This window comes from Streptomyces sp. NPDC029152, assembly GCF_055564355.1.
Genome location: NZ_JBVHWR010000001.1, coordinates 191,877 through 217,095, shown reverse-complemented (window position 1 = coordinate 217,095; position 25,219 = coordinate 191,877). Strand labels below are relative to the sequence as shown.

The window sequence follows — 25,219 nt, the reverse complement described above, 5'->3', positions numbered from 1 at the left end:
GTGCTCTCACTCCCGGTAGACGTAAGGAGCATGAGCAGCACACGGAATGTCTCGGACGTCACCGCGGACGGCGCCGCCTGGCTGGCCTCGGCGGGTGCCTACCCGCGCAGCACCCTCGCCCTGTGGCGGGAGCGGCCGGACGCCCCGGTCGTCCTGCCCTGCGGTTCGGCCTTCGACGTGGTGAGCGTCCCCACGGTCTTCGGGCGCCGGATGCTGGACCGGATGTGGGACGAGGGCCCGGGGTCGGGCCCCGTGGCCGAGTTCCGGGGCCGGATGCTGCTGTTCGCCGCGCCGGGCACCGCCCAGCGGCTGCCCTCGCTGCTGGAGTGGGAGGAGTGGAGCGCGCGCGGCCGGCGGGACGGCCGCGCCGGCGCCGTGCCGCCACTGCTGTGCCACGGTGCCGGGGACGCGGTGACCGTCCCGGCCCTCGCCGGCGCGTCCCCGCGTTCCGGTTCCCGCTGGCTGGTGGCCCCCGACACCCGTCTGCCGTGGCTGCCGGGCCCGGAGATCCTGCTCTGGGCGGCCGTGCGGGCGGCCAGGACCGCGGTGCGGATCTCGATTTTTCCTCCCGCCGACCCGGGTGCTAAGGTCTACGACGTCAGCAGGCGCCGCTAGCTCAGTTGGTTAGAGCAGCTGACTCTTAATCAGCGGGTCCGGGGTTCGAGTCCCTGGCGGCGCACGTTGTCGACGGCGAGGCATGTTCGCGGAAAAGCGCGAACGGCCTCGCCGTCGTCGTTCCCGCGCGGCCGCGCCGCGCGTGGCGGGAGCTTCGCCCCCCGACCCCCGGCCGCGGCGAGCCCCGCCCGGGAAGCTCAGCCGGGCGTGATCTTCACCGTCCAGGCTCCCGACGTCGTCCGCCCCTCCACCTCGACCCGTACGCCGTCCCCCGGCACCGTGAAGCTCTCGCCGAGTCCCACCGGCGCGTCCGCGAGCGGCGGGTAGACCGAGTCCGCCCAGCATGCCTCGGTGCGCGGGTGGGCGTCGATCACCTCGACCGGCCCGCCCCCGGACCGCGCCCCGCCGCGCACCCGGTACACCAGCACCCCCGTGCGACAGGCGGCGGCGTCGTTGCCCGCCGGCCCCCGCGCCTCGAAGGCGAGGGCGCTGTCGGCCCCGGTGCGGACCACGGCCAGCTTGGTGCCCCGGCCGAGCCCGAAGCCCGGCGCCCCGGCGGCCCCCGCCACCACCACGTCGGGGCCCGCGCCGAGCGGCTCCAGGGTCAGCCGGGTCGGTCCGCTGCCGCGCACGCACGTCACCTGCCGGGGCCGCAGCCAGCCCAGCTTCCACTTGTGCCAGCCGAACAGGTCGGGGGCCAGTCCGAACTGGCTTCCCATCAGGTCCCAGTCGCCGACGAACGTGTCCCAGTCGCCCTTGCCGTCGGCGGGCCGGTGGTACAGGTCGGGCAGGTCGAAGACGTGCCCGGTCTCGTGGGCCAGCACCAGCCGGTCCGGCGGATGGTTCTCGAACACCGTGACGACCCGCCGGACGTCGGTGCCGTCGGCCCGCATCGGGGAGTCCAGGTTGACGACCTTCGTGGCGTCGGAGTCGACGCCGGGGGCGTCCGGGTCGGCGACGAGGTAGACGATGTCGTAGCGGGAGAAGTCCACGTGCGGATCGGCGGCGGCGAGCGCGTCGTGCAGGTAGGCGGCCCGGTGCCCGGCGCTCCAGTCGCGCCGTATGTCGTACGCCGTCGACGGCCTCGGCATGCGGATCCAGTTCCGCAGGGGGTGCGGGCGGAGCGTGAACGCGCCGTAGGAGGCGCGCTGGAAGAAGCGGGTGGTGGCCGGGAAGTGGTCGGCGGCCAGTTCGGCCGGTGCGGTCAGCGGCCGGGAGTCCGGGAAGGACAGGAACACCATCACCGCGTCCAGCACGCGGGCCGGGCGCGGGTAGGCGGCGTTCCAGGTGTCCAGGCCCTCGGAGTGGTGGGCCGCGGTGCGCCGGAGCGCGCAGGGCCGCGGGGAGAAGGGCTCGGCGACCGAGGGGGCGCTGATCAGGGAGGTCGCGGCGAGTGCCGACATGGTGGTGCACACCGCGGCCGTGCTGCGCAGCCTGAGCCGGGCCGCCCCCGTCGCGGGGCGGCCCGCGCCGGGACCCTTGAGGGCCTCGCGGGGAAGTCGCCTCAGGGGGAACTGGCGCGGCACGTGGACCTCCGGGTGCGGTTCGCGGGACACCGCACCCAGCTTGTGCATGTTTGTCGTACTGCGCCCTGTTCGCCTGCACCGGACGGGTGAGTCGCGCGAGGTCCCTCCGGAGCCGACGCCCCCGACCCCTTCACGGAACGTCACGACTGGTCGGAGGCGTGACGGAGCCGTCCAGAGATGGGCAGAAACGATCACCCGGAGGGCTCACCCGGTCCGGAAGGCGGTTCGGCGGCTGGAAGGGGCCGGAGCCAGCCTCTATGATCGGCACACTTTCCTGCACGGACAGACGGACCGAGATCGAGGCACTGCGGGAGCGAGCGGTGAGCGGAACCTCCGAAGGGCCGGCGCCCGCGGCAGACCTCGACCGGTCGGCCGTCACGGACAGTGACATCGACCTGGCCGCGGGTACCGGCCCGGCCTCTTGTGCGGGGCCTCCGACCTATCGCTCGGTGTTCACGGCCGCCCCGCTCGCGATGGCCGTCGTGGACCCCGAGGGCCTGGTGGTCAGCGCCAACGACACGCTGGGCACGCTGCTCGGCGCCGACCCCGCGTCCCTGACCGGCCGCGCGGCGGCCGACCTGGTCGACCTCGCCTCCGACGCGGACACCTGGCAGGCGTACCGCGAGGTGCTGGGCGGCCGGCAGTCCCGGCTGCGCTGCACCCGCCGCCTGAAGCGGGCCGACGGCCACTCCCTGTGGGTCCAGGTCACCGTGGCGCGGCTGGCCGGGGACGCATCCGGTCTGCTGCTCTCCGTCTCCGACATCAGCGCCCGGCGCGAACTCCAGGCCCGGCTGCGCCACCTCCAGATGCACGACCCGGTGACCCGGCTGCCCAACCGCGCCCTGTTCTTCGAGCGGCTGACGGCCGCGCTGGAGGCGGAGGCGTACGAGCACGGCGGCACCGGCCGGGTCGGCCTGTGCTACCTGGACCTGGACGGTTTCAAGGCCGTCAACGACACCCTCGGCCACCGCTTCGGCGACCGGCTGCTGGCCTCCGTCGCCGAGCGGCTCACGCGCTGCGCGGAGGAGGCCGCGGGCGCGCGGGCCGGGGTGCCGCTGGTGGCCCGCCTCGGCGGCGACGAGTTCGCCCTGCTGGTGGAGGACTCCACCGGCACCGATCAGCTCGCCGACCTCGCCGAGTCCGTGCTGGCGGCCCTCCAGGAGCCCTTCGAGCTCTCCGGCCGCCGCCTGTCGGTCACCGCGTCGGTCGGCGTGGTCGAGCGGCACGCCGCCGGGACGACGCCCACCGCGCTGATGCAGGCGGCCGACACCACCCTGTACTGGGCCAAGGCCGACGGCCGGGCCCGCTGGACCCTGTTCGATCCCGAGCGCAACGCCAGCCGCATGACCCGCCAGGCCCTCGCCGCCACGCTCCGCCCGGCCATCGACCGCGGCGAGTTCGCCCTGGAGTACCAGCCGCTGGTGGGCATGGACGACGGCCGGGTGCGGGGCGTCGAGGCGCTCGTCCGCTGGAACCACCCCCAGTTCGGCGTCCTGGCGCCGAATCGGTTCATCGCGCTGGCGGAGGAGGACGGCTCGATCGTCCCGCTGGGCCGCTGGATCCTGCGCACCGCCTGCGGGCAGGCCCGCCGCTGGCAGCTCGACCACCCCGACGGGCCGCCCCTCTTCGTCAGCGTCAACGTGGCGGTCCGCCAGGTCTGGGACTCCGACCTGGTGGCGGACGTGGCGGCGGTCCTGGAGGAGACGGGCCTCGCCCCGCACCTGCTCCAGCTGGAGCTGACGGAGTCCGCGGTGATGGGCTCGGCGGGCCGGCCGCTGCAGGTGCTGAAGGCGCTGAGCGACATGGGCGTCCGCATCGCCATCGACGACTTCGGCACCGGCTACTCGAACCTGGCCTACCTCAGCCGGCTGCCGGTGTCGGTGCTGAAGCTGGACGGCGCCTTCGTCCGGGGCTTCCAGTACGACGGGGTCGCCGGGGCCCCCGACGCCGCCGGCGCCTCCGACGCGTCGGACGCGTCGGACGCGTCCGGCGCCGCCGCGGCGAACCCGGCCGACGAGGTCATCGTCGAGGCGATGGTCCAGCTCGCCCACCGCCTCGGCCTGACCGTCACCGCCGAGTGCGTGGAGACCTCCGACCAGGCGAGCCGGCTGCGCCGCATCGGCTGCGACACCGGCCAGGGCTGGCTGTACTCCCGGCCCGTGGCGCCGGACCGCATCTCCGCGCTGCTGGGCGCCTCCGGGACGCCCGGGGTTCAGGCCGGCGCCGGCAGGCCGTAGGCGTCGGCGATCAGCTCGTAGGAGCGCAGGCGTACGTCGCCGCCGTGGGCGTTGGCGGTGAGCATCAGCTCGTCGGCGCCGGTGCGCTTCTGGAGGTCGTCGAGGCCGGCGCGGACCTCGTCGGCGGTGCCGTGGATGACGTTGGCGTTCCAGGACGCCACGAACTCCCGCTCCATCGGGCTGAAGTCGTACGCCTCCGCCTCCTCGGGCGTCGGCACCAGACCGGGGCGCCCGGTGCGCAGCCGGACCATGTTCAGCGCGGCGGCCAGCACCTGCCGGCGGGCCTCCTTCTCGTCGTCGGTGGCGAGCGCGGCGACGCCGATGAGGGCGTAGGGCGCGTCCAGCACGGCGGACGGGCGGAAGGACTCGCGGTACAGGTCCAGCGCGGGGACGGTGTTCTGCGCGGAGAAGTGGTGCGCGAAGGCGAAGGGCAGCCCCAGGGCGCCGGCCAGCCGGGCGCTGAAGCCGGACGAGCCCAGCAGCCACACCGGCGGCCGGTGCGGGGACTGGACGCCACCGGGGGACGTGGCCTGCACGGGGCCCGGCACGGCGTGGATGCGGCGGTAGGGGTGCCCGTCGGGGAAGTCGTCGTCCAGGAACCGGATCAGCTCGGCGAGCTGCTGCGGGAAGTCGTCGGCGCCCTCGTTCAGCCGGTCGGTGCGGCGCAGGGCGGCGGCGGTCGCCCCGTCGGTGCCGGGGGCGCGGCCGAGGCCGAGGTCGACGCGGCCCGGCGCCATGGCCTCCAGCGTGCCGAACTGCTCGGCGATCACCAGCGGCGCGTGGTTCGGCAGCATGACGCCGCCCGAGCCGAGCCGGATGCGGCCGGTGTGGGCGGCGAGGTGGGCGAGGATCACGGCGGGCGAGGAGGAGGCCACGCCCGGCATCGAGTGGTGCTCGGCGACCCAGTACCGGTGGTACCCGCGGGCCTCGGCGAGGCGCGCGATGTCCACGCTGGTCCGCAGCGCGTCCGTGGCGGTGCGACCGGCGCCGACGGTCACCAGGTCCAGTACGGAGAGGGGTACGGGAGCGGTGCCGTGGGCGGTGCCCCGGATCTCCTCTGCGGCGTCTGCGGCCATGGTGGGGTGCCTCCTGTTGTCGTGCCGGTTCGCTGCGGATCGCTGCGCTGGCTAACAGGAGGGAGCCTCCGGTTATTCCCCGGAAGGGCGCCGGCGCCGGTCTTCGGAGGCCGGCCCGGCGGTGCACGGGCAGCTCGCGCACCGCGGGGCCGGCCGTGCTCGCCCGGATCAGGGCGAGCGGGGCCGGCGTCTCCGCGTCCTCGACGGTGCGGGCGGTGAGGCGGTCGCGGTGGGCGGCGGCCCTCCCGGAAGCCGGCCGCGCGTGCTCGACCAGTCCGAGTCCGTCCCGTCGGCCCGCTGACGTCCGCGGCCGGCGCGGCCGTCACCCGAGGCGCGACCAGCCGAAGACGGCGTAGCCCTCCCCCTCGCGGGGCGTCCTTGTCCACGAGCGGGTGGTGAAGCGGTGCAGGGCGCCGTCGGTGAGGGCGAAGCGGGGCAGGGACAGGGCGAACTCGCGCTCCAGTGCGGTCAGCAGGCGCCGCTCGCCGTCCTCGTCGGCCACCAGCCGTCGGCGGCGGCCAGGAACCCCCGGTACGAGGGCGGCAGCCGGGTGCCGAGCCGCTGCTCGGCCGCCGCGACGGCCGACTCCGGGGCGGGCGGCCCGCCGAGCCGCCCGCGGGGCGTCCCGTGCTCGTCCGGCGCCCATTCCGCCTGCCAACGCCCCAGGAAGGAAGGCCAGTCGAAGCCGGCGTCCGTCGTCATGCCGGGCATCCTGTCAGCCGGCGCCGACAACGGAGCGTCAGACCAGCCAGCGGCCGTCGCGCATCAGCTCGCGGCCGGTCAGTTCGTCCTCCTCGCGCCAGGCCTGGATACGGCGCGGGACGATGCGGAACCACCGGTACGGCGTGGCCGACGCACGCGGGTCGAAACCGCTGCGCTCGGCGAACAGGTCGGCCCGCTGCGGTGTCGGTGCGTCCAGGACCTCGACCTCGCCGTCGATCACGGTGACGTCACGGGTGGGGCCGAGGGCCAGCCGGACGACCCGGGTCGCGGCCAGGTTCCTGCCGGTGGGGCTGTCCGGCGGCGTGGCCGCCAGCAGGGCCTCGCCGTCCCAGTCGAAGGAGAGCGGTACGAGGTACGGGGCGCCGTCCGCCGAGGCGCTGGCCACCCAGACGTCGACGTCGTGGGTGAGCCGGTGCTCGGTGTCCTCGCGGCGCTGGGCGCGGGAGCGGGGTTCGGCGCTCATGGTCACTCCTGTCGGTGGCGGGGCACGGGCGCCCGGTTCCGGCCGGGCGGGCCGTCGTGGTCGGAGCCTCTCGCGGCCGGGGCACCGGACGCCTCCGTGCCGGCCACGGAAAGCGCCACGGATAATGCCCCGGTGACCAGTCCAGGGATATCGGCGCGGGAAGCGGAAGTGCTAGCGCTGCTCGGGGAACACCTCAGCAACGCGGAGATGGCGGCCCGGCTGGTCCTCTCCGTGCGCACCGTCGAGTCGCACGTCTCCTCGCTGCTGCGGAAGCTGGGACTGCCGGACCGGCGGGCGCTCGCCCGGCACGCGGCCGAGGTGGCGCGGGCACAGCGGTCGCGGTCGGCGCCCGCCCTGCCGGCGCCGCTGACGGCGTTCGTCGGCCGGGTGCGGGAGCGCGGCGAGCTGGCCGAGGCGGTGAAGGCGCACCGGCTGGTGACCGTCACCGGTCCGGGCGGGGTCGGCAAGACGCGTCTCGCGCTGGCCGTGGCGGCGGACGTGGCCGGCGACTTCGCGGACGGGGTGTGGTTCGTCGACCTCGTCCCCGTGGCCGAGCCGGACCGGGTGGGGGCGGCGGTCGCGGCGGCCGTCGGCGTGGGCGAGCAGCCCGGGCGCGGCGTCGACGACGCGGTGGCGGCCGCGCTGGCGGACCACCGGGCGCTGCTGGTGCTGGACAACTGCGAGCAGGTGCGCGACGGCGTGGCGCCGTTCCTGGAACGGCTGTTGGCCGCCTGCCCGGGGCTGCGGGTGCTCGTGACGAGCCGGGCCCGGCTGAGGGTGCCGTTCGAGCGGGTGCTGCCGGTTCCGCCGCTGTCCGTGGACGGCGGTGACGCGTCGGAGGCGGTGGCGCTGTTCACGGACCGGGCCGCCGCCGTCGGACAGCCGCCCGGCCCGGCGGCGGGCGACGGGGTCGTGGCGCTCTGCGAACGGCTCGGCGGCATGGCGCTGGCGATCGAGCTGGCCGCGGCGCGCTGGTCCACGCTCGGGCTGGACGGTCTGACGGCCGGTCTCGCCGATCCGCTGCGGATCCTCACCGGCGGGCCGCGCGCCGACGAACGGCACCGGTCGCTGCGGGCGGTGCTGGACTGGAGCCACGACCTGCTGGACCTGGAGGACCGGGAACTGCTGCGCCGGGTGTCGGTGTTCGTCGCGCCGTTCACCACCGAGGCGGCCGGCGAGGTCGCCGGGCCGGGTCCGGCCGGCGCGGCCGCGGTGGTCGACGGGCTCGGCAGGCTCGCCGAGCAGAACCTGCTCACCGTGGTGCCGACGGCCACCGGCACCCGGTACCAGGCGCTGGAGACCATCCGTCAGTACGGGGCGGAGCGGCTCGCCGACGCCGGTGAGCAGGAGGAGGTCCGGTACCGGCACCTGCGCTGGTGCCTGGGTGCCGCGGCCGCCCTCGGGGACGCGTCGGACGCGGACTGGCGCGCCCGGTTCGACGCGTCGGCGGACGACCTGCGGGCCGCCCTCGCCTGGGCCGCCGGCCGGCCGGAGCGGCGCGCGGACGCCCACCGTCTCGCCCTGTCGCTGGCCGGGGCGGCCTTCTCCCGGACCCTGCTCGGCGAGGCCCAGCAGCGGTACGAGCAGGCGGCCGCCCTCGCCGACGGCGACGGCGCGCGGGCCGAGGCGCTGCGGCGGGCCGCCGCGGTGGCCGGGTGCCGCAGGCTCGGCGACGACATGTACCGGCTGCACCGCGCCGCCGCCGAGGCCGCCCGCCGGGCCGGGGACCGTGCGGGTGCGTGCCGCGACCTGGCGACGGCCGCCACCGTCGCGTACCGCTTCTCCACCCTGTTCGCACGGATTCCCCCCGTGGCGGAGGTGACGGCCCTCCTCGCCGGGGCGCGCGAGCAGGCCGACGGCACCCCCGCGGCCGAGGCGGCCGTCGCGCTGGCCGAGGCGGCGGTGCTCGACGACGCGTACGGCGCGGTCCAGGGCGCCGCCGAGAACACCGTGGCCGACACCGTCCTGCGCGCCGAACGGGCCGCCGCCCTCGCCCGGCGCACGGGCGACCCGGTGGCGGAGTCCGCCGCCCTCGACGCGCTGTCCGGGGCCCGCAGCTGGGCCGGTGACGCCTTCGCCGTCGCGGCGGCCGCGCGGCGCCGGGTGGAGGTCCTCGCCTCCGTCGCGCCGAGTCCCGCCCGGACGCACGAGGCGATGGACGCCCTCGCCATGGCCGCCGGCACCGCTCTCGGCGTGGGCGGGCTGCGGGACGCCCGGCGGTGGGGCCGGCAGCTCGCCGAGCACCCGCTGCTGGCCGAGGCGGGCCACCACGCCACGTCCTGGCTGCTGGTGGCGGACGCGTTCGCCGGGCACGCCGACGAGGTGCTCGGACACAGCGCGCGGTTCCTGGAGGCCTGGGAGCACAGCGGCCGCCGGCCGTCGCTGTCCCTGGGCGCCGCGGCGGCGTCGGTCGCCATGGTGCACGGCCTGCGCGGCGACCGCGAGGCCCGGGCGGCCTGGCTCGCGGTCGTCGACCGGGCGGACACGGCCCGGGAGCAGCACCGCCTCGGGTACGGCGCCGTCCTCGACGCCGTGGTCCTGCTCCACCACGGGGACGCGGACGCGGCGCTGGAGCGGCTCGCCCCGGAGGCCGGGGAGGTGTGGAAGTGGGTGTGCTGGATCTGGCTGCACTGGTACGTGGCGCTCAGGGCGGAGGCGGCCGTGCTCGCCGGGCACCCGGACGCCCGGGCCCGGATCGACGCCGCCCGCAGGACGGTCGCCGGCAATCCGGTCGCCGGTGCCCAGGTGGACCGCGCGCAGGCGCTGCTCGACGGCGACCTGCCGGGGCAGCTCGCCGCGGCGGCGGCGTTCGACGCGGCCGGCTGCCCCTACCAGTCGGCGCGCACCCTGCTGCTCGCCGGGGGCGGGCACGCCGCCGCCGGCCGGGCCGCGCTCGCCGGGCTGGGCCTGACGGCGCCGTAGGCCCCGGGGGGTGCCCGTCCGGATCGGGCCGGCCCCGGGCGACGGCGCCGTGCGGCCGGCGACGGCACCGTGCGGCCGGCGACGGCGCCGTGCGGCCGGCGACGCCGCGGACGCGCGTGCCGGACCCCGCGCCCCCGGCACGACCCGGACGACGTCCCCCGGGGCCCGTCCGGCACTTCCCGTCGTCCGCCCGCCGGGCAGGCGGGAACCGTCGGACGGGCCCCTAGCCCACCGCCTGCTTCACCAGGGCCGCGATCCGCGCCTCCACCTCGGGCGTCACCTCGGTCAGGGCGAAGGCGGTCGGCCACATCGCGCCCTCGTCCAGCCCGGCCGGGTCGTTGAAGCCGAGCGTCGCGTAGCGCGCCTTGAACTTCGCCGCGCTCTGGAAGAAGCAGACGACCTTGCCGTCCAGCGCGTAGGCGGGCATCCCGTACCAGAGCTTCGGCGCGAGCTGGGGGGCCGTGGCCGTGACGACGGCGTGGACGCGCTCGGCCATGGCCCGGTCGGAGTCCCCCATCTCGGCGATCTTGGCGAGCAGGTCCCGTTCGGCCTCCGCCGCCTTGTCCGCCTTCGAGCCGCGACGCGCCGCCTTCTTCTGCTCCCGGGCGTGCTCCTTCATCGCGGCCCGCTCCTCGGCCGTGAACCCCTCGTACGTGCTGTCCCCGGTGGTGGTCATGGTCCCTCCCGTGGTCCTGGTGGTCCGTCGGCCGGTGTGCCCTGACGGTTCCGGCCGCTGTGCTCACAGCCTCTCGCGGCCGGGGCGTGCGCGCCTCCGTGTTGACCACGGAAAGCACCACGGGAACATCGCGGAAAGCACCACGGGGGCTCCCTCCGGGGCCGGCGGCGGGCCCGGAGGGAGCCCCGCCTCACACCTGCACCACCGGCTCCCGTGTGAACAGCGCGCCGAGTTCCGGCGCGTTGACCCGGCGGTCGGCCAGCCGCAGCCCCTCCCAGACGCTGACCTGGCTGGCGGTGAGGACCGGCTTGCCCAGCTCCTTCTCCAGGAGCGGGATGTGCGCCGCCGTGTGCAGGGCGGTGCCGGGCAGGAGGACGGCCTCCGCGTCCGGGTGGTCGGCCGCGCGGGCCAGCGCCAGCACCTCGGCCTCGGTCCAGGTGCCGGCCTCCGCGGCCGTGACGACGCCGGAGCCGGCGACGGCGACGGTCTCCAGGCCGCCGGTGCGCAGGAAGTCCGCGAACAGCCGGGCCACGTCCTCGGGGTACGTCGCGCCGACCGCGACCCGGCGCAGCCCGAGCTCCTTCGCCGCGTGCACGAAGGCGAAGGAGGTGGAGGAGGCCGGCAGGCCCGCCGTCCGGGCCAGGGAGCGCACCTGTTCCTGGGCGCCCTCCCAGCCGTGCACGAAGCTGCCGCTGGTGCAGGCCCACACCACGGCGTCGGCTCCGGCCAGGCGCAGTTCCGCCGTGCCCGCCTCCAGCCGCCGCGGCGAGCCCATCTCGCGCAGGGCGTCCACGCGGTGCGCGTCCTCGCCGATGTCGATGTGCACCAGGTCCACTCGGATGTCGCTGCCCAGGAGCTGCTCGATGCGTGGGTAGTCGTCCTCGCCGGAGTGGCCCGGGTACAGGAATCCCAGTGCTGTCATGTCCGCCCTTCCTGCCGCTGTTCCGTGCCGGGGACTTCGGGGTCTCCGGCAGTACGGGGCCGCCCGGCCCCGGTGCCGCGGGGCCGGTCCGCGCCGCCGGGTCGGCCGGCGCCCGGTACGGCCCCACGGCACGGGTACCCAGTCGGCGCAGCGCCGCCCACATCGTCACTTGGTTGGCCGAGAACACCGGGCCGCGCGGCCCTGCCCCCGGCTGCGGGACGACGTCGTGGGCGGGGAGGCCGGCGCGGGAGGCGAACGGCGCGTCGGCCGTCCCGGGGCTCGGCACCTCCCGGCGTGCCGTCCCGGCCACATCGCGGTACGGCACCTTCCGGATGCGCCGGGTCAGCCCCGTGAACGCGCGGCCGGGGCGCCGCCCTCGTGGGACGGGGCCGGGCCGACGAGGGCGGCGCCGGCGCGGACCCCGCGGTCGCAGCCGTACGCCCCGGTGCCCGACTCGGCGTCCGCGAGGGCAAAATGGCACAGGTCGTCCGGGATGGGCGTGACGGCCGGGTCCTCCGGCGGTGGCCCGTCCGCCGCGAACGGCGGGAAGGGGGCGTGGATCCCGTTCCGGGCGCATTCGGCGCGATACGCGTCGCCGGCCGGGGGGAGGGCCTTCCGGACCGCCGCGCAGGGGAGCGGGGCCCGTTCGCCCAGCGGTCGGGCCGTGCACGCGATCTCGCGGGTGACCAGCGGGACTTCGGTGCGGCGACCGGCCATGCCCTCCACGGCGGCGGGCCGGGCCGTCGCGGCCGGGGCGGCCGTGCCGACGTATCGGACCGAAAAAGATCGGCATAACCTCCGGGGCTTCGGGTAGCTGCGCGCCCATGGCTCCACCACACAGAACCCCTCCATGGGGCATATCCGTCCGAACGCCCGGGAGTTCGGGGCCCACTCGCCGATCGCTGCTCGCGGGGGCCGCGGCGCTCGGCGCACTGGGGGCCGCCGGCTGCTCGCGGGTCGCCACCGCGTCCGACGTGGAGGGCGGCGACCTGCTCGACCGGCTGAGGGCGCAGGGTGTGGCCCGGCTCGGCATCGCGGGCGAGGTCCCCTTCGGGTACATCGACAGGAACGGGGAGCTGACCGGCGAGGCGCCGGAGCTGGCGAAGGTCGTCTTCAAGCGGCTCGGGGTGGACCGGGTGCAGCCGGTGCCGACGGAGTTCGGCTCCCTCATCCCGGGCCTGGCGTCGCAGCAGTTCGACGTCGTGGCGGCCGGGATGTACATCAATCCGGACCGCTGCGAACAGGTCATCTTCTCCGACCCCGACTACCAGATGCTCGACTCCTTCATCGTGCGCAAGGGCAACCCGCTCGGCCTGCGCGACTACCAGGACGTCGTGGAGAAGAAGGCCAGGTTCGCGACCGGCACCGGGTACGCCGAGATCCAGTACGCGGTCGAGGCCGGGTACGCGGAGGGCGACATCCTGATCGTCCCCGACCAGGTGGCCGGCCTCAACGCCGTCGAGGCCGGGCGCGTGGACGTCTTCGCGGGCACGGCGCTGACCACCCGCGAGGTGGTGAAGAAGTCCTCGAAGGCCGAGGCGACCGAGGCGTTCAAGCCGGTCGTGGGCGGCAGGCCGCACGTCGACGGCGGCGGTTTCGCCTTCCGGCCGACCGAGACCGATCTGCGGGACGCCTTCAACGTCGAGCTGCACAAGCTCAAGAAGAGCGGTGAACTGCTCCGCATCCTCAAGCCGTTCGGGTTCACCGAGGACGAGATGACCGATCTGACCGCGAAGGAGCTGTGCGGCGGATGACGTCCGGACTCTGGGAACTCGTACTGCGGGGGGTCTGGGTCACCGTCCAGCTCCTCTTCTTCAGCGCGCTGCTGGCGACGGCCGTCGCCTTCGTGGCCGGCGTCGCGCGCACCCACCGGCTGTGGATCGTCCGCTTCCTCGCGGGCTTCTACACCGAGGTGTTCCGCGGCACCTCCGCGCTGGTGATGATCTTCTGGGTGTTCTTCGTGCTGCCGCCGGCCTTCGGCTGGCAGCTGGTGCCGATGTGGGCGGGCACGCTGGCGCTGGGCCTGACCTACGGGGCGTACGGCGCCGAGATCGTGCGCGGCGCGCTCGGCGCGGTCGACCCGGCGCAGAAGGAGGGCGGCATCGCCCTCAGCTTCACGCCCTGGCAGCGGATGCGGCTGATCCTGCTGCCGCAGGCGGTGCCGGAGATGATCCCGCCCTTCTCCAACCTGCTGGTCGAGCTGCTCAAGGGCACCGCCCTGGTGTCGGTCATGGGCATGGGCGACCTGGCGTTCAGCGGCAACCTGGTGCGCCTGGCGCTCCAGGAGAGCGCGGAGATCTACACGTACGTCCTGCTGATCTACTTCGTGATCGCGTTCCTGCTCACGCGGGGGATGCGCGGCCTGGAGAAGAAGCTGAAGGCGGGCGTCGGGAAGGCGGCCCCGAGGCGGAGGTCCGTCGCTCCCGAGCCCGCCGGGATCGGGGGTGCCCGGTGACCTGGGACTGGAACGCGGTCTCCGAGTTCATGCCGCACTTCTGGGACGGGCTGCTGGTCACCCTCCAGATCCTGGTGCTCGGCTCGCTGATCTCCTTCGCGCTCGGTCTGGTGTGGGCGCTGCTGATGCGGGTGCCGTCCCGCTGGGTGACCTGGCCGGTCGGGGTGGTCACGGAGTTCGTGCGCAACACCCCGCTGCTGGTGCAGCTGTTCTTCCTGTTCTACGTGCTGCCCGAGTGGGGCGTGACCGCCTCGGCGCTGACCACCGGCGTGATCGGCATCGGCCTGCACTACTCGACGTACACGATGCAGGTCTACCGGGCCGGCATCGAGGCGGTGCCGGTCGGCCAGTGGGAGGCCGCGACGGCGCTGAACCTGCCGCTGGGCCGGACGTGGACCGCGGTGATCCTGCCGCAGGCCGTCCGCCGGGTGGTGCCCGCCCTCGGCAACTACGTGATCTCGATGCTGAAGGACACGCCCCTGCTGATGGCGATCACGGTGCTGGAGATGCTCGGCGAGGCACGGCTGTTCTCCCAGCAGAACTTCCAGTTCACCGAGCCCCTGACGGTGATCGGCGTGGCCTTCGTCATCGTCTCCTACCTGGCCTCCCTTGCCCTGCGAGCCCTGGAGCGACGCCTTGCCCACTGACACCCTCCCCAACCCCGGGAAGAGCCCCGAGCGCAGCACCGGCGAGCTGATCCGCCTGGAGCGGGTCACCAAGCGGTTCGGGGACAACACCGTCCTCGACCACCTCGACTTCTCCGTCGACGCCGGCAAGCACGTCACCCTGATCGGCCCGTCCGGGTCGGGCAAGACGACGATCCTGCGGCTGCTGATGACCCTGCTCAAGCCCGACGAGGGCACGATCACCGTGGACGGGCGGAGGCTCTTCCCGGCGACCGAGAAGGAGCGCCGCGAGGCCCGCAAGCAGATCGGGATGGTGTTCCAGCAGTTCAACCTGTTCCCGAACATGAGCGTGCTGCGCAACATCACCGAGGCGCCGGTCACCGTGCTCGGCATGTCCAGGGACGAGGCGGTCGAACGCGCCAGGGGCCTGCTCGACATGGTGGGCCTGGCCGACAAGTGCGACGCCCGCCCGGCCCAGCTCTCCGGCGGCCAGCAGCAGCGGGTGGCGATCGCGCGGGCGCTGGCGATGCGGCCCAAGGTGCTGCTGCTGGACGAGGTGACCTCCGCGCTGGACCCGGAGCTGGTCGCGGGCGTCCTCGACCTGCTGCGGGACATCGCGCGCAGCACCGACATCACCATGCTCTGCGTGACCCACGAGATGAACTTCGCCCGGGACATCTCGGACCAGGTCCTGATGTTCGACTCGGGGCGGGTCATCGAGGCCGGCGCGCCGGAGAAGATCTTCAGCGAGCCGGAACACGACCGGACCCGGGAATTCCTCAGCGCGGTGCTGTGAGGGCGGGGCCTGCCCCGACGCCCGAGGTCGGGGCGTCGGGGCAGGCCCCTGGCATGTGCCGGAGCGCCGGCACCGCGGACGGGAGGCACGCGATCTCGCCAACGTCCCCTCACTTCAAGCCGCTTGGCGGTTATCGTGAAGAGGACCCGCTGTCCGGACCAGGGCCTTCGAAGCGAGCGCAGGGGGAGACCACCGTGGCGCTGCAGCACAAGCCGACCGCGCCGCACCACTCGGTCCAGGACGCCCTGCGCGCCCTGGAGACGGTGGCGCGGCACAGCACCGGAATCACCGACACCGAACTCGCCCGGCAGTCCGGCCTCGGCCGGGAGCGGCTGGCCCCGCTCCTGCGCATGCTGCGCCGCGAGGGCTACGTCGAGCAGACCGCGGACGGGGCCTACGTCACGGGCGCGGCCCTGGCCCGCCTGGCCTCGGCGCACGGCCGCGAGGAGGCCCTGCGCGACACGCTCCAGCACACCCTGGACCGGCTGCGCGACTCGGTGGGCGCCGCCGTCTACCTCAGCCGGTACGTCGACGGCGAGGTCAGCGTCACCCAGTACGCCGACAGTCCGGCCGCGCCCCGGGTGAACGAGTGGGTGGACTTCCGCGTCTCGGCGCACGCCACCGCGGTCGGCAAGAGCCTGCTGACCCAGCTGGACCACGCCGGGCGCCGCGACCACCTCGCCCGGCACAGGATGGCCCGGCTGACCTCGCGCACGATCACGAGCGACCGCCTGCTGCTGTCCCGGCTGGAGTCGCAGCCGCCCACGGTGCCCGTGCTCGACCTCCAGGAGTACGCGGTGGGCACGGTCTGCGCGGCCGTGCCGCTGACGGCCGGCTCCGCCGCGGGCTGCCTGGCCCTGTCCCTCCCCCTCGAGCACGCGCACCGGCTGCGGCGGGCCGCGGACGCCCTGAACCGGAGCGCGGCACGGGTCCTGCTGCCGCTGGCGATCTAGGCCGGTCCGGGCCGTGCGGCCGGTGGTCGTGAGCACCCCTTCGGACCGGGTAGTATTTTCTTCGTCGCCGACCGCGGGAAGCGGGAGGCGGGAGTCATGCGCCGCTAGCTCAGTTGGTTAGAGCAGCTGACTCTTAATCAGCGGGTCCGGGGTTCGAGTCCCTGGCGGCGCACAGAAGAGGGCCCCCTCGCAGACGCGAGGGGGCCCTCCTTCGTCCGGACGGCCGTCAGAAGGTCACGTCCGAGCAGGCGTAGAACGCGTTGCCCGTGTCGGCGACCGTCCACACCGACAGGATCACGTGGTGCCCGCTCAGCCCGGACGGCAGCGTGCCGCTGTGGGAGAGCGTGGCCGGCGGCTGCTTGCCGCCGTAGGGCACCGTGAAGAACGGCGTGAGGTTGAGGTCGGACCGGGACAGGGCGTGGTCCTGGTTCCAGCCCGGCTTGGTGACGTAGTACCGGAAGTCGGTCGTGGCGTGCCGGGCGGTGAACTGCCAGCGGAAGGTGTAGCTCTGTCCGCCGTTCACCTTGGTGGTCGGCCACGCCTGGCTGTTGGGCTGCCGGGGGGCGTCGAGCGGGGCGAACGTCCCGTTCCCCGCGGAGCAGATCTTCCCGTCGGCCGGCCCGGCGGCCGGGAAGCCCTTGGGTCCCTCGACGCTCTGCGGCTCCCACTGGATGGAGCCGCAGCCGGTGACGGTGCCGTTCTGGCACACCTTCTGCCGGCTGACGGGAAGGTCGGTGTAACCGTGGCCGCTGGCACCGGCGGACGAGAGCACCAGGGCCCCGGTGGTCGCGATACCCACCGCCGCGGCGGACAGCTTGGTCCTTGTGCGCATACTGCTTCTCCTGTGACGTGGGGGAAGTGCAGCGAGCTTTTCTGGTCTAGACCAAGCCAGATTATGGCCGCTGGTTGAACATGTCCATACCAATCGGAGAACCCGGTCCGGGGCCCCTCCCGGCCCCGCTCACGCCCCCGGATCACCCCGTCCCGCGCAGAACGCCACCGTCAGGTCCTTCACCAGCACCTTGCGCTCGTAGTCGTCGAGTTCCACCAGCCCGCGCATCGTCAGCCGGGTCACCGTGTCCTCCACCGAGTCCACGACCGAGGTGAGCACGCTCGCCCGCTGCGCCGCGTCCAGCGCGGCGATCCGGCGCCGGTGCATCGCGGCGGCCACCTCCGGGGCGTACTCCACCCGGACCGGCCGCACCGAGAACACCTCCAGGCCGACCGGCGCCACGTCCGCCGCCACCAGCCGGGTCAGCGTCTCCCCCGCCACGTCCGCCGCACCGCGGACCGTGCCCGCCGGCTCCACCGGGACCCGGGCCAGCGCCGCCTCGACGCACTCGCGCAGGTACGTCTCGTGGTCCTCGACGCCCAGCGTGGCCCGCGCGGTGTCCCGCACCCGCCACACCACCAGCGTCACCGTCCTCAGCGGGACGCCGTTCCCGTCGGCCGCGGGCATCGGCTCGCTGCGCCAGTGCCGTAGCCGCACGTCGACCCGGCGGCGCAGGAACAGCGGGTTCACCCACATCAGGCCGGTGCGCCGGACGGTCCCCCGGTAGCGGCCGAACAGACCGAGGACCCACGCCTGCCCGGCCCGGCCCCGGGCCAGCCCGCCGAAGCCGAACAGCCCCAGCGTCCCGGCGGCCACGTACGCCGCCCACCGCGCGGGGCCGAGCCCGGCGCCCGCCTGCGCCGGCAGCCCCAGCGCCTCGACGGCGAGCGGCGGCACGATCCCGGCCCACCAGGAGGTGACCGCGCAGCCCACCACCCCGCAGACGCCGGCGGCCACGCCGGCCGTGCCGGGCAGCACCCGGGCCGGACGCTCCGACAGCTCCGGGTCGACCGTGACCGCGGGCCGGGCCCGCGCCGCGGTGGGGCGCCGCGTCCGCGGCTGCTCCCCCGTGTCCTGCCGGCGGCCGACGACCGCGGGCCGCAGCGGCACCGGCGACGGGGCGGGGTCGTCCCGGAACAGGAGGTGGACGGGGATCTCGGTGGTCGCCTCGTTGCGGATGAGCCGCGTGGGCCGGGCCGTGCCCTCCACCGGGCCGCCGAGCCCGGGGACCGGGGCGGGAGCCGGAGCCGGCTCCGGAACCGGTGCCGGGGCGGGAGCCGGTGCCGACGTCGGTTCCGGAACCGGTGCCGGGGGGGTCGAAGGTGTCGTCGAAGAGGTCGTACTCATGCGTGCTCCAGCCTCCGCGCCAGATGCGTCATGAACGGGTGATCACGAACGGTGACCCCGGGGGGCCGGTCACGAGAAGAGCCGCCGCCAGGTCTCCGGGCCCGGATAGCCGTCCGCCGCGCCGCCGCGCCAGCCCTGGGCGCGCTGGAAGGCCTCGACGTTCCGCCGGTCCGCCTCGCCCCAGCGCGGCCCCGGTCCACTCGTGTAGTGCTTGCCGAATCCTTTCCTCACCAGTTGTCCGCCGAGCCGGGTGACGTACGGGTTGTCCGCGCCCGGGCGGAACATCGCCCGGCCCGGATAGCCGGGCACCCCGTGCGAGGCGGGTGCGGCGGCGGGGTCCGCCGCGCCGGCCGGGCCGGGCAGCCCGTCGGCGTTCCCGCCCCGCCGCTCCTGGGCCTGCTGGAACGCCTCGGTGGCCCTGCGGTCCGCGTCCGGCCGGCGGGGGCCCGGCCCGAAGGCGTGGAAGCGTCCGGCGCCGCGGACGGCGAGCATCCGGCCGAGGCCGGTGACGTACGGGGTGTCCGCGCCGGGGCCGAAGGCGGACGTCCCCGGGTAGGCCGTAGTGGCCGGCACCCCGTCCGTCGCGGACGTCGTGCCGCCCGTCGCGGACGTCGTGCCGTCCGTCACCCCCTTGTAGCGGTAGGGGAGGTATTTGGCGGAGTTGCTCCAGTAGGCGTAGGGGGTGGACCGCTTGCGGGTGTGCGGCGGGGTCTGCTCGTAGGCCGTGTAGGAGGTGCGCGTGCCGTCCGTCCAGCCGCCGAAGATCACCACGTGGGAGCCCGTCTGCGGGTCGGACGCGTTGTGGAAGAGCAGGATGTCGCCGGGCTGGAGTTCCTCCTTGGTGATCCGGTCCGCGAAGGCGCCGAGGCTCCCGGTCCATTCGTTCGCGGGCAGTTTCCAGGCCATCGACACATAACCCGAGCAGTCCTGCCGGTAACCGTCGGACCAGAAGGAGGACGTGCTGTAGGGCACCTTCGCGGTGACCCACTTCTCGGCCCGCTCGATGATGTCCGTACGGGTGAGGGCGGGCAGCTGCGTACCGGCCGCGGGACTGGCGGGACGGCCCGTCGGACCGTGCAGCGGGGCCCGGGGACCCTGCGGGGTGCCGGATTCCTCACCCGCGAGAACGCCGTGGAGCGCGTGGACGGCCGGGGCCGCCGCCGCCTGGCCCGCGCCGAGGGCGGCGGTCGCGGTGGCGGCGGTGGCGACGGCGAGGACGCGGTGGGCGGCCGGGCGGGCGGGGGCCCGGCCGCCCGGGGGGTGCGGCAGGGCGCCGCACCGGTACCGGCAACCGGGGCAGTCGCAGTCGCTCACGGGATCGAATTCCTCGAATACCGGAGTCTCCATGCGATTCCCCTCACACTGCAGGTGAAAAAGTCCGCGTCGGCGTGCGCACCGGCGCACGGTGATCAGTTTCCCAACCGTCTTGCCCGCGCGCATGTTGACGGTCCGAACGATGTACCCGGGTGGTGCGCACGGGGGACGCGGGCCCCGGCCGTGGTCCGCGGCACCCGTCGGCGTCGGGTAGAGTTCTCCAGGTCAGCAGGCGCCGCTAGCTCAGTTGGTTAGAGCAGCTGACTCTTAATCAGCGGGTCCGGGGTTCGAGTCCCTGGCGGCGCACAGACAATCGAAGGCCCTCCGTAGCACACGGAGGGCCTTCGGCGTGCCCGGGTCCTCGACCCCTTGCGATCATGACGAACGCCGTAGAACCCTGGTCCGGTTGGGGGCCCGGGTGCCGAGGGGGGCATCATGCAACCGGGGGTCGCCGTTCCATGTCTATAAGGTGTGGATGCCGTGGTGACAGCAACCCACCACTGTGACGTCCGTGGAGGTCGTGGGGGACCGGGCGGACGAAGGAAGCGACGAAACGCGCGTTGACCCGCGTGTGGGGGGATGACTCATGACGTCGACGCCGACGGGCGCCGGGCAGGACCACGACCCGTCTCAGACGACCCAGCTCAGGGTGCCCTCGCACCGGAACTGGAACACCGGCTCGTTCCGCCGGATACGCAAGGCGCTGCCGAAGTACGACTACGAGCACTACAGCCGGCTCGCGGGTCCCCTCACCCAGCCGGACCCGCACAAGCCCTACACGGTGCAGTACCGCTCGCTGCTCTCGCAGGAGCCGCACCGCATCCGGGTCGCCCTGATGCTGGCCGCGGCCCCGCTGCTCTCGGTGGTGCTGCTGGTCTGGCTGCTGCGGCCCGAGCACTGGACGGAGCGCGACTACCCGGCCTTCGACTGGCTGCCCGCGCTCGACATCGTGATGCTCGTCTCGATCGGCCTGATCGAGCTGTTCCGCTGTCTGAACGTGCTGTCGAACGCGCACGCCACGCTGGTCGCCCGGGACCCGATACCCGTGGTGCCCGAGACCGGTACCCGGGTCGCCTTCCTCACCTCCTTCGTGCCCGGCAAGGAACCGCTGGAGATGGTCACGAAGACCCTGGAGGCGGCCGTCAAGATCCGCCACCGCGGTCTGATGCACGTCTGGCTCCTCGACGAGGGTGACGACCCCGAGGTGAAGGCGGTCTGCGAGCGCCTCGGCGTGCACCACTTCTCCCGCAAGGGCGTCGCCAGGTGGAACACGTCCAAGGGCCCGCACCGCGCCAAGACCAAGCACGGCAACTACAACGCCTGGCTGGACGCGCACGGCGACGACTACGACTTCTTCGCCTCCGTCGACACCGACCACGTGCCGCTGCCGAACTACCTGGAGCGGATGCTCGGCTTCTTCCGCGACCCGGACGTCGGCTTCGTCATCGGCCCGCAGGTCTACGGCAACTACGACAACCCGATCACCAAGGCCGCCGAGTCGCAGCAGTTCCTCTTCCACGCGCTGATCCAGCGCGCGGGCAACCGCTACGGCGCGCCGATGTTCGTGGGCACCTCGAACGCGGTGCGCATCAAGGCGCTGAAGCAGATCGGCGGTCTGTACGACTCGATCACCGAGGACATGGCGACCGGCTTCGAGATCCACCGCCACAAGAACCCGGCCACCGGCCGCAAGTGGCGCTCGGTCTACACCCCGGACGTGCTCGCCGTCGGCGAGGGCCCGAACGCCTGGACGGACTTCTTCACCCAGCAGATGCGCTGGTCGCGAGGGACGTACGAGACGATCCTCAAGCAGTACTGGAAGGGCTGGTACTCGCTTCCGCCGAGCAAGCTCTTCAACTACACGATGATGATCATCTTCTACCCGATGTCGGCCCTGAACTGGATCCTGGCGGCGCTGAGCTGTGCGCTGTTCCTGGGCGCCGGCGCCTCGGGCGTGAACATCGACCCGGTGGTCTGGCTGATGCTCTACGGCAACGCCTCCGCCCTGCAGATCGGCCTGTACGTCTGGAACCGCCGCCACAACGTCTCGCCGCACGAGCCGGAGGGCTCCGGCGGTGTGGCCGGCATGGTGATGTCCGCGCTGTCGGCGCCGCTGTACGCCAAGGCCCTCATCGACTCCGTGCTGCGCCGCAAGAGCAAGTTCGTGGTCACGCCCAAGGGCGACTCGGCGAGCCCGGACACCCTGTTCGGCACCTTCCGGTACCACTGGTACTTCATCGTCGTCTTCGGCGCCTCGATCACCGCCGGCATCGCCCTCGGCCACTCGCACCCCGCCATGATCATCTGGGCGACCTTCGCGCTGCTGATCACCGCCTCGCCGATCTTCGCCTGGCGGCACTCCCTGCGGGAGGCGAGGAAGAAGCCCGCCCCGGCGGCTCCCGCGGAGCCGCAGCCCCAGCCCGAGGACGCGGCGCCCGCGGGGCCGTACCAGCCGCAGCCGCTGCCGGTGCGGGACGCCCCCTACGGAGCGCACGGCGCTCACGGGGCGCACGCGCCGCAGCAGAAGCCCAGCTGGGCCGCCTCCCCCGACGGAGGCAGCGACCAGACCATGCAGATCGCCCTTGGTGGACTTGGGGGACGTAAGGAATGAAGGACCGTGCCGGCCGCCGCCGGGCCCGTCGCTTCGCGATAGGCACGGCGGTGGTAGTAGCGCTGGCCGGGATGAACGGGCCGTGGCTCTACCGCTTCGGAACCGAGAAATACCACCAGTACAAGATCAACAAGCCGGAGTACAAGGCCGCCAACGGCAAGTGGGAGATCATCGAGTTTCCCGAGAAGTACCGGCAGAACACCATCCACGCGGCGCTGCTGCGCACCGGCAAGGTGCTGCTCGTCGCGGGGTCGGGCAACAACCAGGACAACTTCGACGACAAGAAGTTCGACACCCGGATCTGGGACCCGGTCAAGGGGACCGTCAAGAAGGTGCCGACGCCCGCCGACCTGTTCTGCACCGGCCACACCCAGCTCGCCAACGGCAACCTGCTGATCGCGGGCGGTACGAAGCGGTACGAGAAGCTCAAGGGCGACGTCACCAAGGCCGGCGGCCTGATGATCGTCCACAACGAGAACCCGGACAAGCCGATCACGCTGCCCGCGGGCACCGAGTTCACCGGCAAGGGGAACGGCAAGACGTTCGTCTCCAAGGACCCGGTGCTGGTGCCGCGCGCGAAGAAGGTCTTCGACCCGGCGACCGGGAAGTACCTGCGCAACGACCCGGGCCTCGGCCGGATCTACGTCGAGGCGCAGAAGAGCGGCGCCGAGTACGAGACGGGCACCCAGGACAACTACACCGTCGAGGGCCTGTCGGGCGCGGACGCGCGCAACACCTACGGCATCGCGCAGAAGCTCGCCCTCGACAAGAAGGACTTCCAGGGCATCCGGGACGCCTTCGAGTTCGACCCGGTCGCCGAGAAGTACATCAAGGTCGACCCGATGCACGAGGCCCGCTGGTACCCGACGCTCACCACCCTGAGCGACGGCAAGATCCTCAGCGTCTCCGGCCTCGACGACATCGGCCAGCTGGTCCCGGGCAAGAACGAGGTCTACGACCCGGAGACCAGGAAGTGGACCTACACCGACGAGGTCCGCCAGTTCCCGACGTACCCGGCGCTGTTCCTGATGCAGGACGGCAAGGTCTTCTACTCGGGTTCGAACGCCGGCTACGGCCCCGACGACGTCGGGCGCGACCCGGGCGTCTGGGACGTGGAGACCAACAAGTTCACCAAGATCCCCGGCATGAGCGACCCGAACATGCTGGAGACCTCGGGCACCGTGCTGCTGCCTCCGGCGCAGGACGAGAAGTACATGGTGATCGGCGGCGGGGGGGTCGGCGAGTCCAAGCTGGCCAGCGAGAAGACGCGGATCGTCGATCTGAAGGCCGACGACCCGAAGTTCGTGGACGGGCCGTCGCTGGAGAAGGGCACGCGCTATCCGCAGGCCTCGATCCTGCCCGACGACAGCGTGCTGGTCTCCGGCGGCTCGGAGGACTACCGGGGTCGCAGCGACTCCAACATCCTCCAGGCCCGGCTGTACCACCCGGACACCAACGAGTTCGAGCGGGTCGCCGACCCGCTGGTGGGCCGCAACTACCACTCGGGCTCGATCCTGCTGCCCGACGGGCGCCTGATGTTCTTCGGCTCGGACTCCCTGTACGGCGACAAGGCCAACACCAAGCCGGGCAAGTTCGAGCAGCGCATCGAGATCTACACGCCGCCTTACCTGTACCGGGACTCGCGGCCCGACCTGTCGAGCGGTCCGGAGACCATCGCGCGCGGCGGGTCGGGGACGTTCACCTCGCGGGCGGCCTCGACGATCAAGAAGGTGCGGCTGATCCGGCCGAGCGCCTCGACGCACGTCACGGACGTCGACCAGCGGTCCATCGCCCTGGACTTCAAGGCGGACGGGGACAAGCTGACGGTGACCGTGCCGGAGGGCAGGAACCTGGTGCAGTCGGGGTGGTACATGCTGTTCGCCACGGACGGCGAGGGAACGCCCTCCAAGGCGCAGTGGGTGCGCGTGCCCTGACGCCGCGCCGCCCGGCCGGCGTCTCCCGCGGCTCCGCCGTGGCCGGCCGCGCACGCGCGGCGGAGCCGCACGCGTCACGGCCCCGCGCCCCCGGGCGCGGGGAACCCGCCGTCAGCCGGCTCCCCCGGCCAGCTTCAGGGCGTAGTCCGTCCACCACACGCCCGCCCTCGGGCCGCCCTTGCACTCGCCGTCGGACTCGCCGGGGCGCTTGACCCACAGGTAGGCGTCGACCAGGGGGTCGGCCGTCCTGACGGTCGGGGTCTCGCCGAGGGCGCGGCCCGGCGGGTTGCACCAGCGCTCGTCCGGGGCGCCCTCGGTGTAGGGGCCGTTGCCGTTGCGGCTGGTGTCGATGACGAAGTGCTTGCCGCCCACCTTGGCGGAGAGCTGCTTGCCGTAGGCGATGGAGTCCTCGGTCGTGTAGAAGTTCGACACGTTGACCGCGAAGCCGTCGGCCTGGTCGATGCCGGCCCACTTGAGCGGTTCGAATATCTGGTCGGGGTGGCCCCAGCCGGCGTTGCCCGCGTCCAGGTAGACCTTGGTGTTCTTCAGCGCCGTGAGCTTGGCGACGGCGCCCTTGAGGAGGTCGTAGCGCTCCTCGTGGAACTCGTCCGGCGTGCAGCCGTCGACCAGGTGGAGCACCGCGTCCGGTTCCAGGACGACGGTGGCGGCACGGTCGCCGATGCCCTTGGCCACGCCGTCGACGAACTTCCGGTAGGCGTCGCCGTCGGCGGCGCCTCCCTGCGAGTACTGGCCGCAGTCGCGGCGCGGGATGTTGTAGAGGACGAGCAGCGCGGTGCGTCCGGCCTTGTCGGCGGCCTCGGTGAAGCCGCGGGCCTGCTCCTCCGGGTTCTCCGGGCTGATCCACTCGCCGGTCGGCTGCTGGGCGATCTTGCGGATCAGAGCGGCCTCGTCCTTCTTCCCCGCCCTCTCCAGGGACGCCACCTGCTGGGCCGCGTTGCCGTCGGGGTTGACCCAGAAGGGGTCGGTCTCCTTGGGCTGCTGGGTGATCCCGGCCCCCGCGGGCTTGTCGCCGTCCTCGTCCCCGCCGTCTCCGTCGCCGGACGAGGAGCACCCCGCGACCAGCAGCGCCGCCCCCAGCACCGCCGCGGACACCCGCCTCGCGGCCGCCGCCCCGGCCCCCCTGCTGCCGTACATCCAGCCCCCCTCGGTGCACTGTTCGAAGGGCTCAAT

At 73.7% G+C, this 25,219-nt stretch carries 22 protein-coding genes and 3 tRNA genes; 13 read left to right on the top strand and 12 right to left on the bottom strand.

Annotated features, from left to right (window positions below; translation table 11 throughout):
• Nucleotides 1–30: 30 nt before the first annotated feature.
• Both ACZ4V6_RS00950 and ACZ4V6_RS00945 read left to right on the top strand, forming a co-directional pair.
• Entirely contained in the window at nt 31–615 is a 585-nt protein-coding gene (locus tag ACZ4V6_RS00950) for a bifunctional DNA primase/polymerase (protein WP_467821627.1), read from the top strand.
• Nucleotides 606–679: transfer RNA gene (locus ACZ4V6_RS00945), tRNA-Lys, on the top strand. The genes ACZ4V6_RS00950 and ACZ4V6_RS00945 overlap by 10 nt, the downstream gene beginning before the upstream one ends.
• 133 nt (nt 680–812) lie before the next feature.
• On the opposite strand, the gene ACZ4V6_RS00940 is transcribed toward ACZ4V6_RS00945, so the two are convergent.
• Nucleotides 813–2,189 carry a M6 family metalloprotease domain-containing protein gene (locus ACZ4V6_RS00940; RefSeq protein ID WP_467821626.1) on the bottom strand — a complete coding sequence of 459 codons (1,377 nt, stop codon included), beginning with the start codon at nt 2,187–2,189 and terminating at the stop codon, nt 813–815.
• A 272-nt stretch (nt 2,190–2,461) separates the two neighbouring features.
• Here ACZ4V6_RS00940 and ACZ4V6_RS00935 point away from each other — a divergent pair, with 272 nt between their 5' ends.
• On the top strand, nt 2,462–4,378 hold the full coding sequence (locus ACZ4V6_RS00935; protein ID WP_467821625.1) for a putative bifunctional diguanylate cyclase/phosphodiesterase: 1,917 nt from the start codon (nt 2,462–2,464) through the stop codon (nt 4,376–4,378).
• Here the strand turns inward: ACZ4V6_RS00935 and ACZ4V6_RS00930 are convergent.
• The 4 genes from ACZ4V6_RS00930 to ACZ4V6_RS00915 all read right to left on the bottom strand — a co-directional run bounded on the left by ACZ4V6_RS00930 (nt 4,354) and on the right by ACZ4V6_RS00915 (nt 6,640).
• Nucleotides 4,354–5,454: an LLM class flavin-dependent oxidoreductase gene (locus tag ACZ4V6_RS00930; RefSeq protein ID WP_077799850.1), complete on the bottom strand. Its 1,101-nt coding sequence runs from the start codon at nt 5,452–5,454 to the stop codon at nt 4,354–4,356. The two genes, ACZ4V6_RS00935 and ACZ4V6_RS00930, sit on opposite strands and share 25 nt — an antisense overlap.
• A 322-nt stretch (nt 5,455–5,776) precedes the next feature.
• Nucleotides 5,777–5,956 (bottom strand): hypothetical protein, encoded by a 180-nt coding sequence (locus tag ACZ4V6_RS00925; protein WP_467821624.1) that lies wholly within the window; start codon nt 5,954–5,956, stop codon nt 5,777–5,779.
• A complete protein-coding gene (locus tag ACZ4V6_RS00920) occupies nt 5,923–6,156 on the bottom strand; it encodes an SMI1/KNR4 family protein (protein WP_467821623.1) in 234 nt (77 codons plus the stop codon). Before ACZ4V6_RS00920 ends, ACZ4V6_RS00925 begins: the two co-directional genes overlap by 34 nt.
• Nucleotides 6,157–6,193: 37 nt before the next feature.
• Nucleotides 6,194–6,640 carry a pyridoxamine 5'-phosphate oxidase family protein gene (locus ACZ4V6_RS00915; protein WP_467821622.1) on the bottom strand — a complete coding sequence of 149 codons (447 nt, stop codon included), beginning with the start codon at nt 6,638–6,640 and terminating at the stop codon, nt 6,194–6,196.
• A gap of 132 nt (nt 6,641–6,772) precedes the next feature.
• Here ACZ4V6_RS00915 and ACZ4V6_RS00910 point away from each other — a divergent pair, with 132 nt between their 5' ends.
• Nucleotides 6,773–9,562 carry an ATP-binding protein gene (locus ACZ4V6_RS00910; RefSeq protein ID WP_467821621.1) on the top strand — a complete coding sequence of 930 codons (2,790 nt, stop codon included), beginning with the start codon at nt 6,773–6,775 and terminating at the stop codon, nt 9,560–9,562.
• Between the two features lie 223 nt (nt 9,563–9,785).
• Here ACZ4V6_RS00910 and ACZ4V6_RS00905 read toward each other — a convergent pair whose 3' ends face one another.
• The 3 genes from ACZ4V6_RS00905 to ACZ4V6_RS00895 form a co-directional block, all read right to left on the bottom strand.
• Nucleotides 9,786–10,238, bottom strand: coding sequence for an iron chaperone (locus tag ACZ4V6_RS00905; protein ID WP_467821620.1), 453 nt, complete (start codon nt 10,236–10,238; stop codon nt 9,786–9,788).
• Between the two features lie 190 nt (nt 10,239–10,428).
• Entirely contained in the window at nt 10,429–11,160 is a 732-nt protein-coding gene (locus ACZ4V6_RS00900; protein ID WP_467821619.1) for a maleate cis-trans isomerase family protein, read from the bottom strand.
• 342 nt (nt 11,161–11,502) lie between these two features.
• On the bottom strand, nt 11,503–11,877 hold the full coding sequence (locus ACZ4V6_RS00895; protein WP_467821618.1) for a DUF3830 family protein: 375 nt from the start codon (nt 11,875–11,877) through the stop codon (nt 11,503–11,505).
• A 107-nt stretch (nt 11,878–11,984) separates the two neighbouring features.
• Between ACZ4V6_RS00895 and ehuB the strand changes: the two genes are divergently transcribed.
• From ehuB to ACZ4V6_RS00865, 6 genes are all read left to right on the top strand, one after another.
• Entirely contained in the window at nt 11,985–12,914 is a 930-nt protein-coding gene (gene ehuB, locus ACZ4V6_RS00890; protein ID WP_467821617.1) for an ectoine/hydroxyectoine ABC transporter substrate-binding protein EhuB, read from the top strand.
• A complete protein-coding gene (gene ehuC, locus ACZ4V6_RS00885) occupies nt 12,911–13,615 on the top strand; it encodes an ectoine/hydroxyectoine ABC transporter permease subunit EhuC (protein WP_467821616.1) in 705 nt (234 codons plus the stop codon). Before ehuB ends, ehuC begins: the two co-directional genes overlap by 4 nt.
• Nucleotides 13,612–14,262 carry an ectoine/hydroxyectoine ABC transporter permease subunit EhuD gene (gene ehuD / locus ACZ4V6_RS00880; protein WP_077799839.1) on the top strand — a complete coding sequence of 217 codons (651 nt, stop codon included), beginning with the start codon at nt 13,612–13,614 and terminating at the stop codon, nt 14,260–14,262. Before ehuC ends, ehuD begins: the two co-directional genes overlap by 4 nt.
• Complete coding sequence (gene ehuA, locus ACZ4V6_RS00875; RefSeq protein WP_467821615.1) at nt 14,252–15,037, top strand: ectoine/hydroxyectoine ABC transporter ATP-binding protein EhuA; 786 nt, start codon at nt 14,252–14,254, stop codon at nt 15,035–15,037. Before ehuD ends, ehuA begins: the two co-directional genes overlap by 11 nt.
• A gap of 194 nt (nt 15,038–15,231) precedes the next feature.
• Nucleotides 15,232–15,990 (top strand): IclR family transcriptional regulator, encoded by a 759-nt coding sequence (locus tag ACZ4V6_RS00870; protein WP_467821614.1) that lies wholly within the window; start codon nt 15,232–15,234, stop codon nt 15,988–15,990.
• Between the two features lie 98 nt (nt 15,991–16,088).
• Nucleotides 16,089–16,162 (top strand) — tRNA-Lys (locus ACZ4V6_RS00865).
• 54 nt (nt 16,163–16,216) lie between these two features.
• Here the strand turns inward: ACZ4V6_RS00865 and ACZ4V6_RS00860 are convergent.
• The 3 genes from ACZ4V6_RS00860 to ACZ4V6_RS00850 form a co-directional block, all read right to left on the bottom strand.
• Complete coding sequence (locus ACZ4V6_RS00860; protein ID WP_467821613.1) at nt 16,217–16,822, bottom strand: lytic polysaccharide monooxygenase auxiliary activity family 9 protein; 606 nt, start codon at nt 16,820–16,822, stop codon at nt 16,217–16,219.
• Nucleotides 16,823–16,951: 129 nt separating this feature from the next.
• Nucleotides 16,952–18,169, bottom strand: coding sequence for an SPFH domain-containing protein (locus ACZ4V6_RS00855; RefSeq protein ID WP_467821612.1), 1,218 nt, complete (start codon nt 18,167–18,169; stop codon nt 16,952–16,954).
• Between the two features lie 69 nt (nt 18,170–18,238).
• Nucleotides 18,239–19,516: a peptidoglycan-binding protein gene (locus ACZ4V6_RS00850; protein WP_467821611.1), complete on the bottom strand. Its 1,278-nt coding sequence runs from the start codon at nt 19,514–19,516 to the stop codon at nt 18,239–18,241.
• A gap of 199 nt (nt 19,517–19,715) precedes the next feature.
• Here ACZ4V6_RS00850 and ACZ4V6_RS00845 point away from each other — a divergent pair.
• From ACZ4V6_RS00845 to glxA, 3 genes are all read left to right on the top strand, one after another.
• Nucleotides 19,716–19,789, top strand: a tRNA-Lys gene (locus tag ACZ4V6_RS00845).
• A gap of 280 nt (nt 19,790–20,069) precedes the next feature.
• Nucleotides 20,070–22,094 (top strand): glycosyltransferase family 2 protein, encoded by a 2,025-nt coding sequence (locus tag ACZ4V6_RS00840; protein ID WP_467821610.1) that lies wholly within the window; start codon nt 20,070–20,072, stop codon nt 22,092–22,094.
• Entirely contained in the window at nt 22,091–24,028 is a 1,938-nt protein-coding gene (gene glxA / locus ACZ4V6_RS00835; protein ID WP_467821609.1) for a radical copper oxidase GlxA, read from the top strand. Before ACZ4V6_RS00840 ends, glxA begins: the two co-directional genes overlap by 4 nt.
• A 111-nt stretch (nt 24,029–24,139) precedes the next feature.
• On the opposite strand, the gene ACZ4V6_RS00830 is transcribed toward glxA, so the two are convergent.
• Nucleotides 24,140–25,183 carry a glycoside hydrolase family 6 protein gene (locus ACZ4V6_RS00830; protein ID WP_467821608.1) on the bottom strand — a complete coding sequence of 348 codons (1,044 nt, stop codon included), beginning with the start codon at nt 25,181–25,183 and terminating at the stop codon, nt 24,140–24,142.
• Nucleotides 25,184–25,219: the final 36 nt, after the last annotated feature.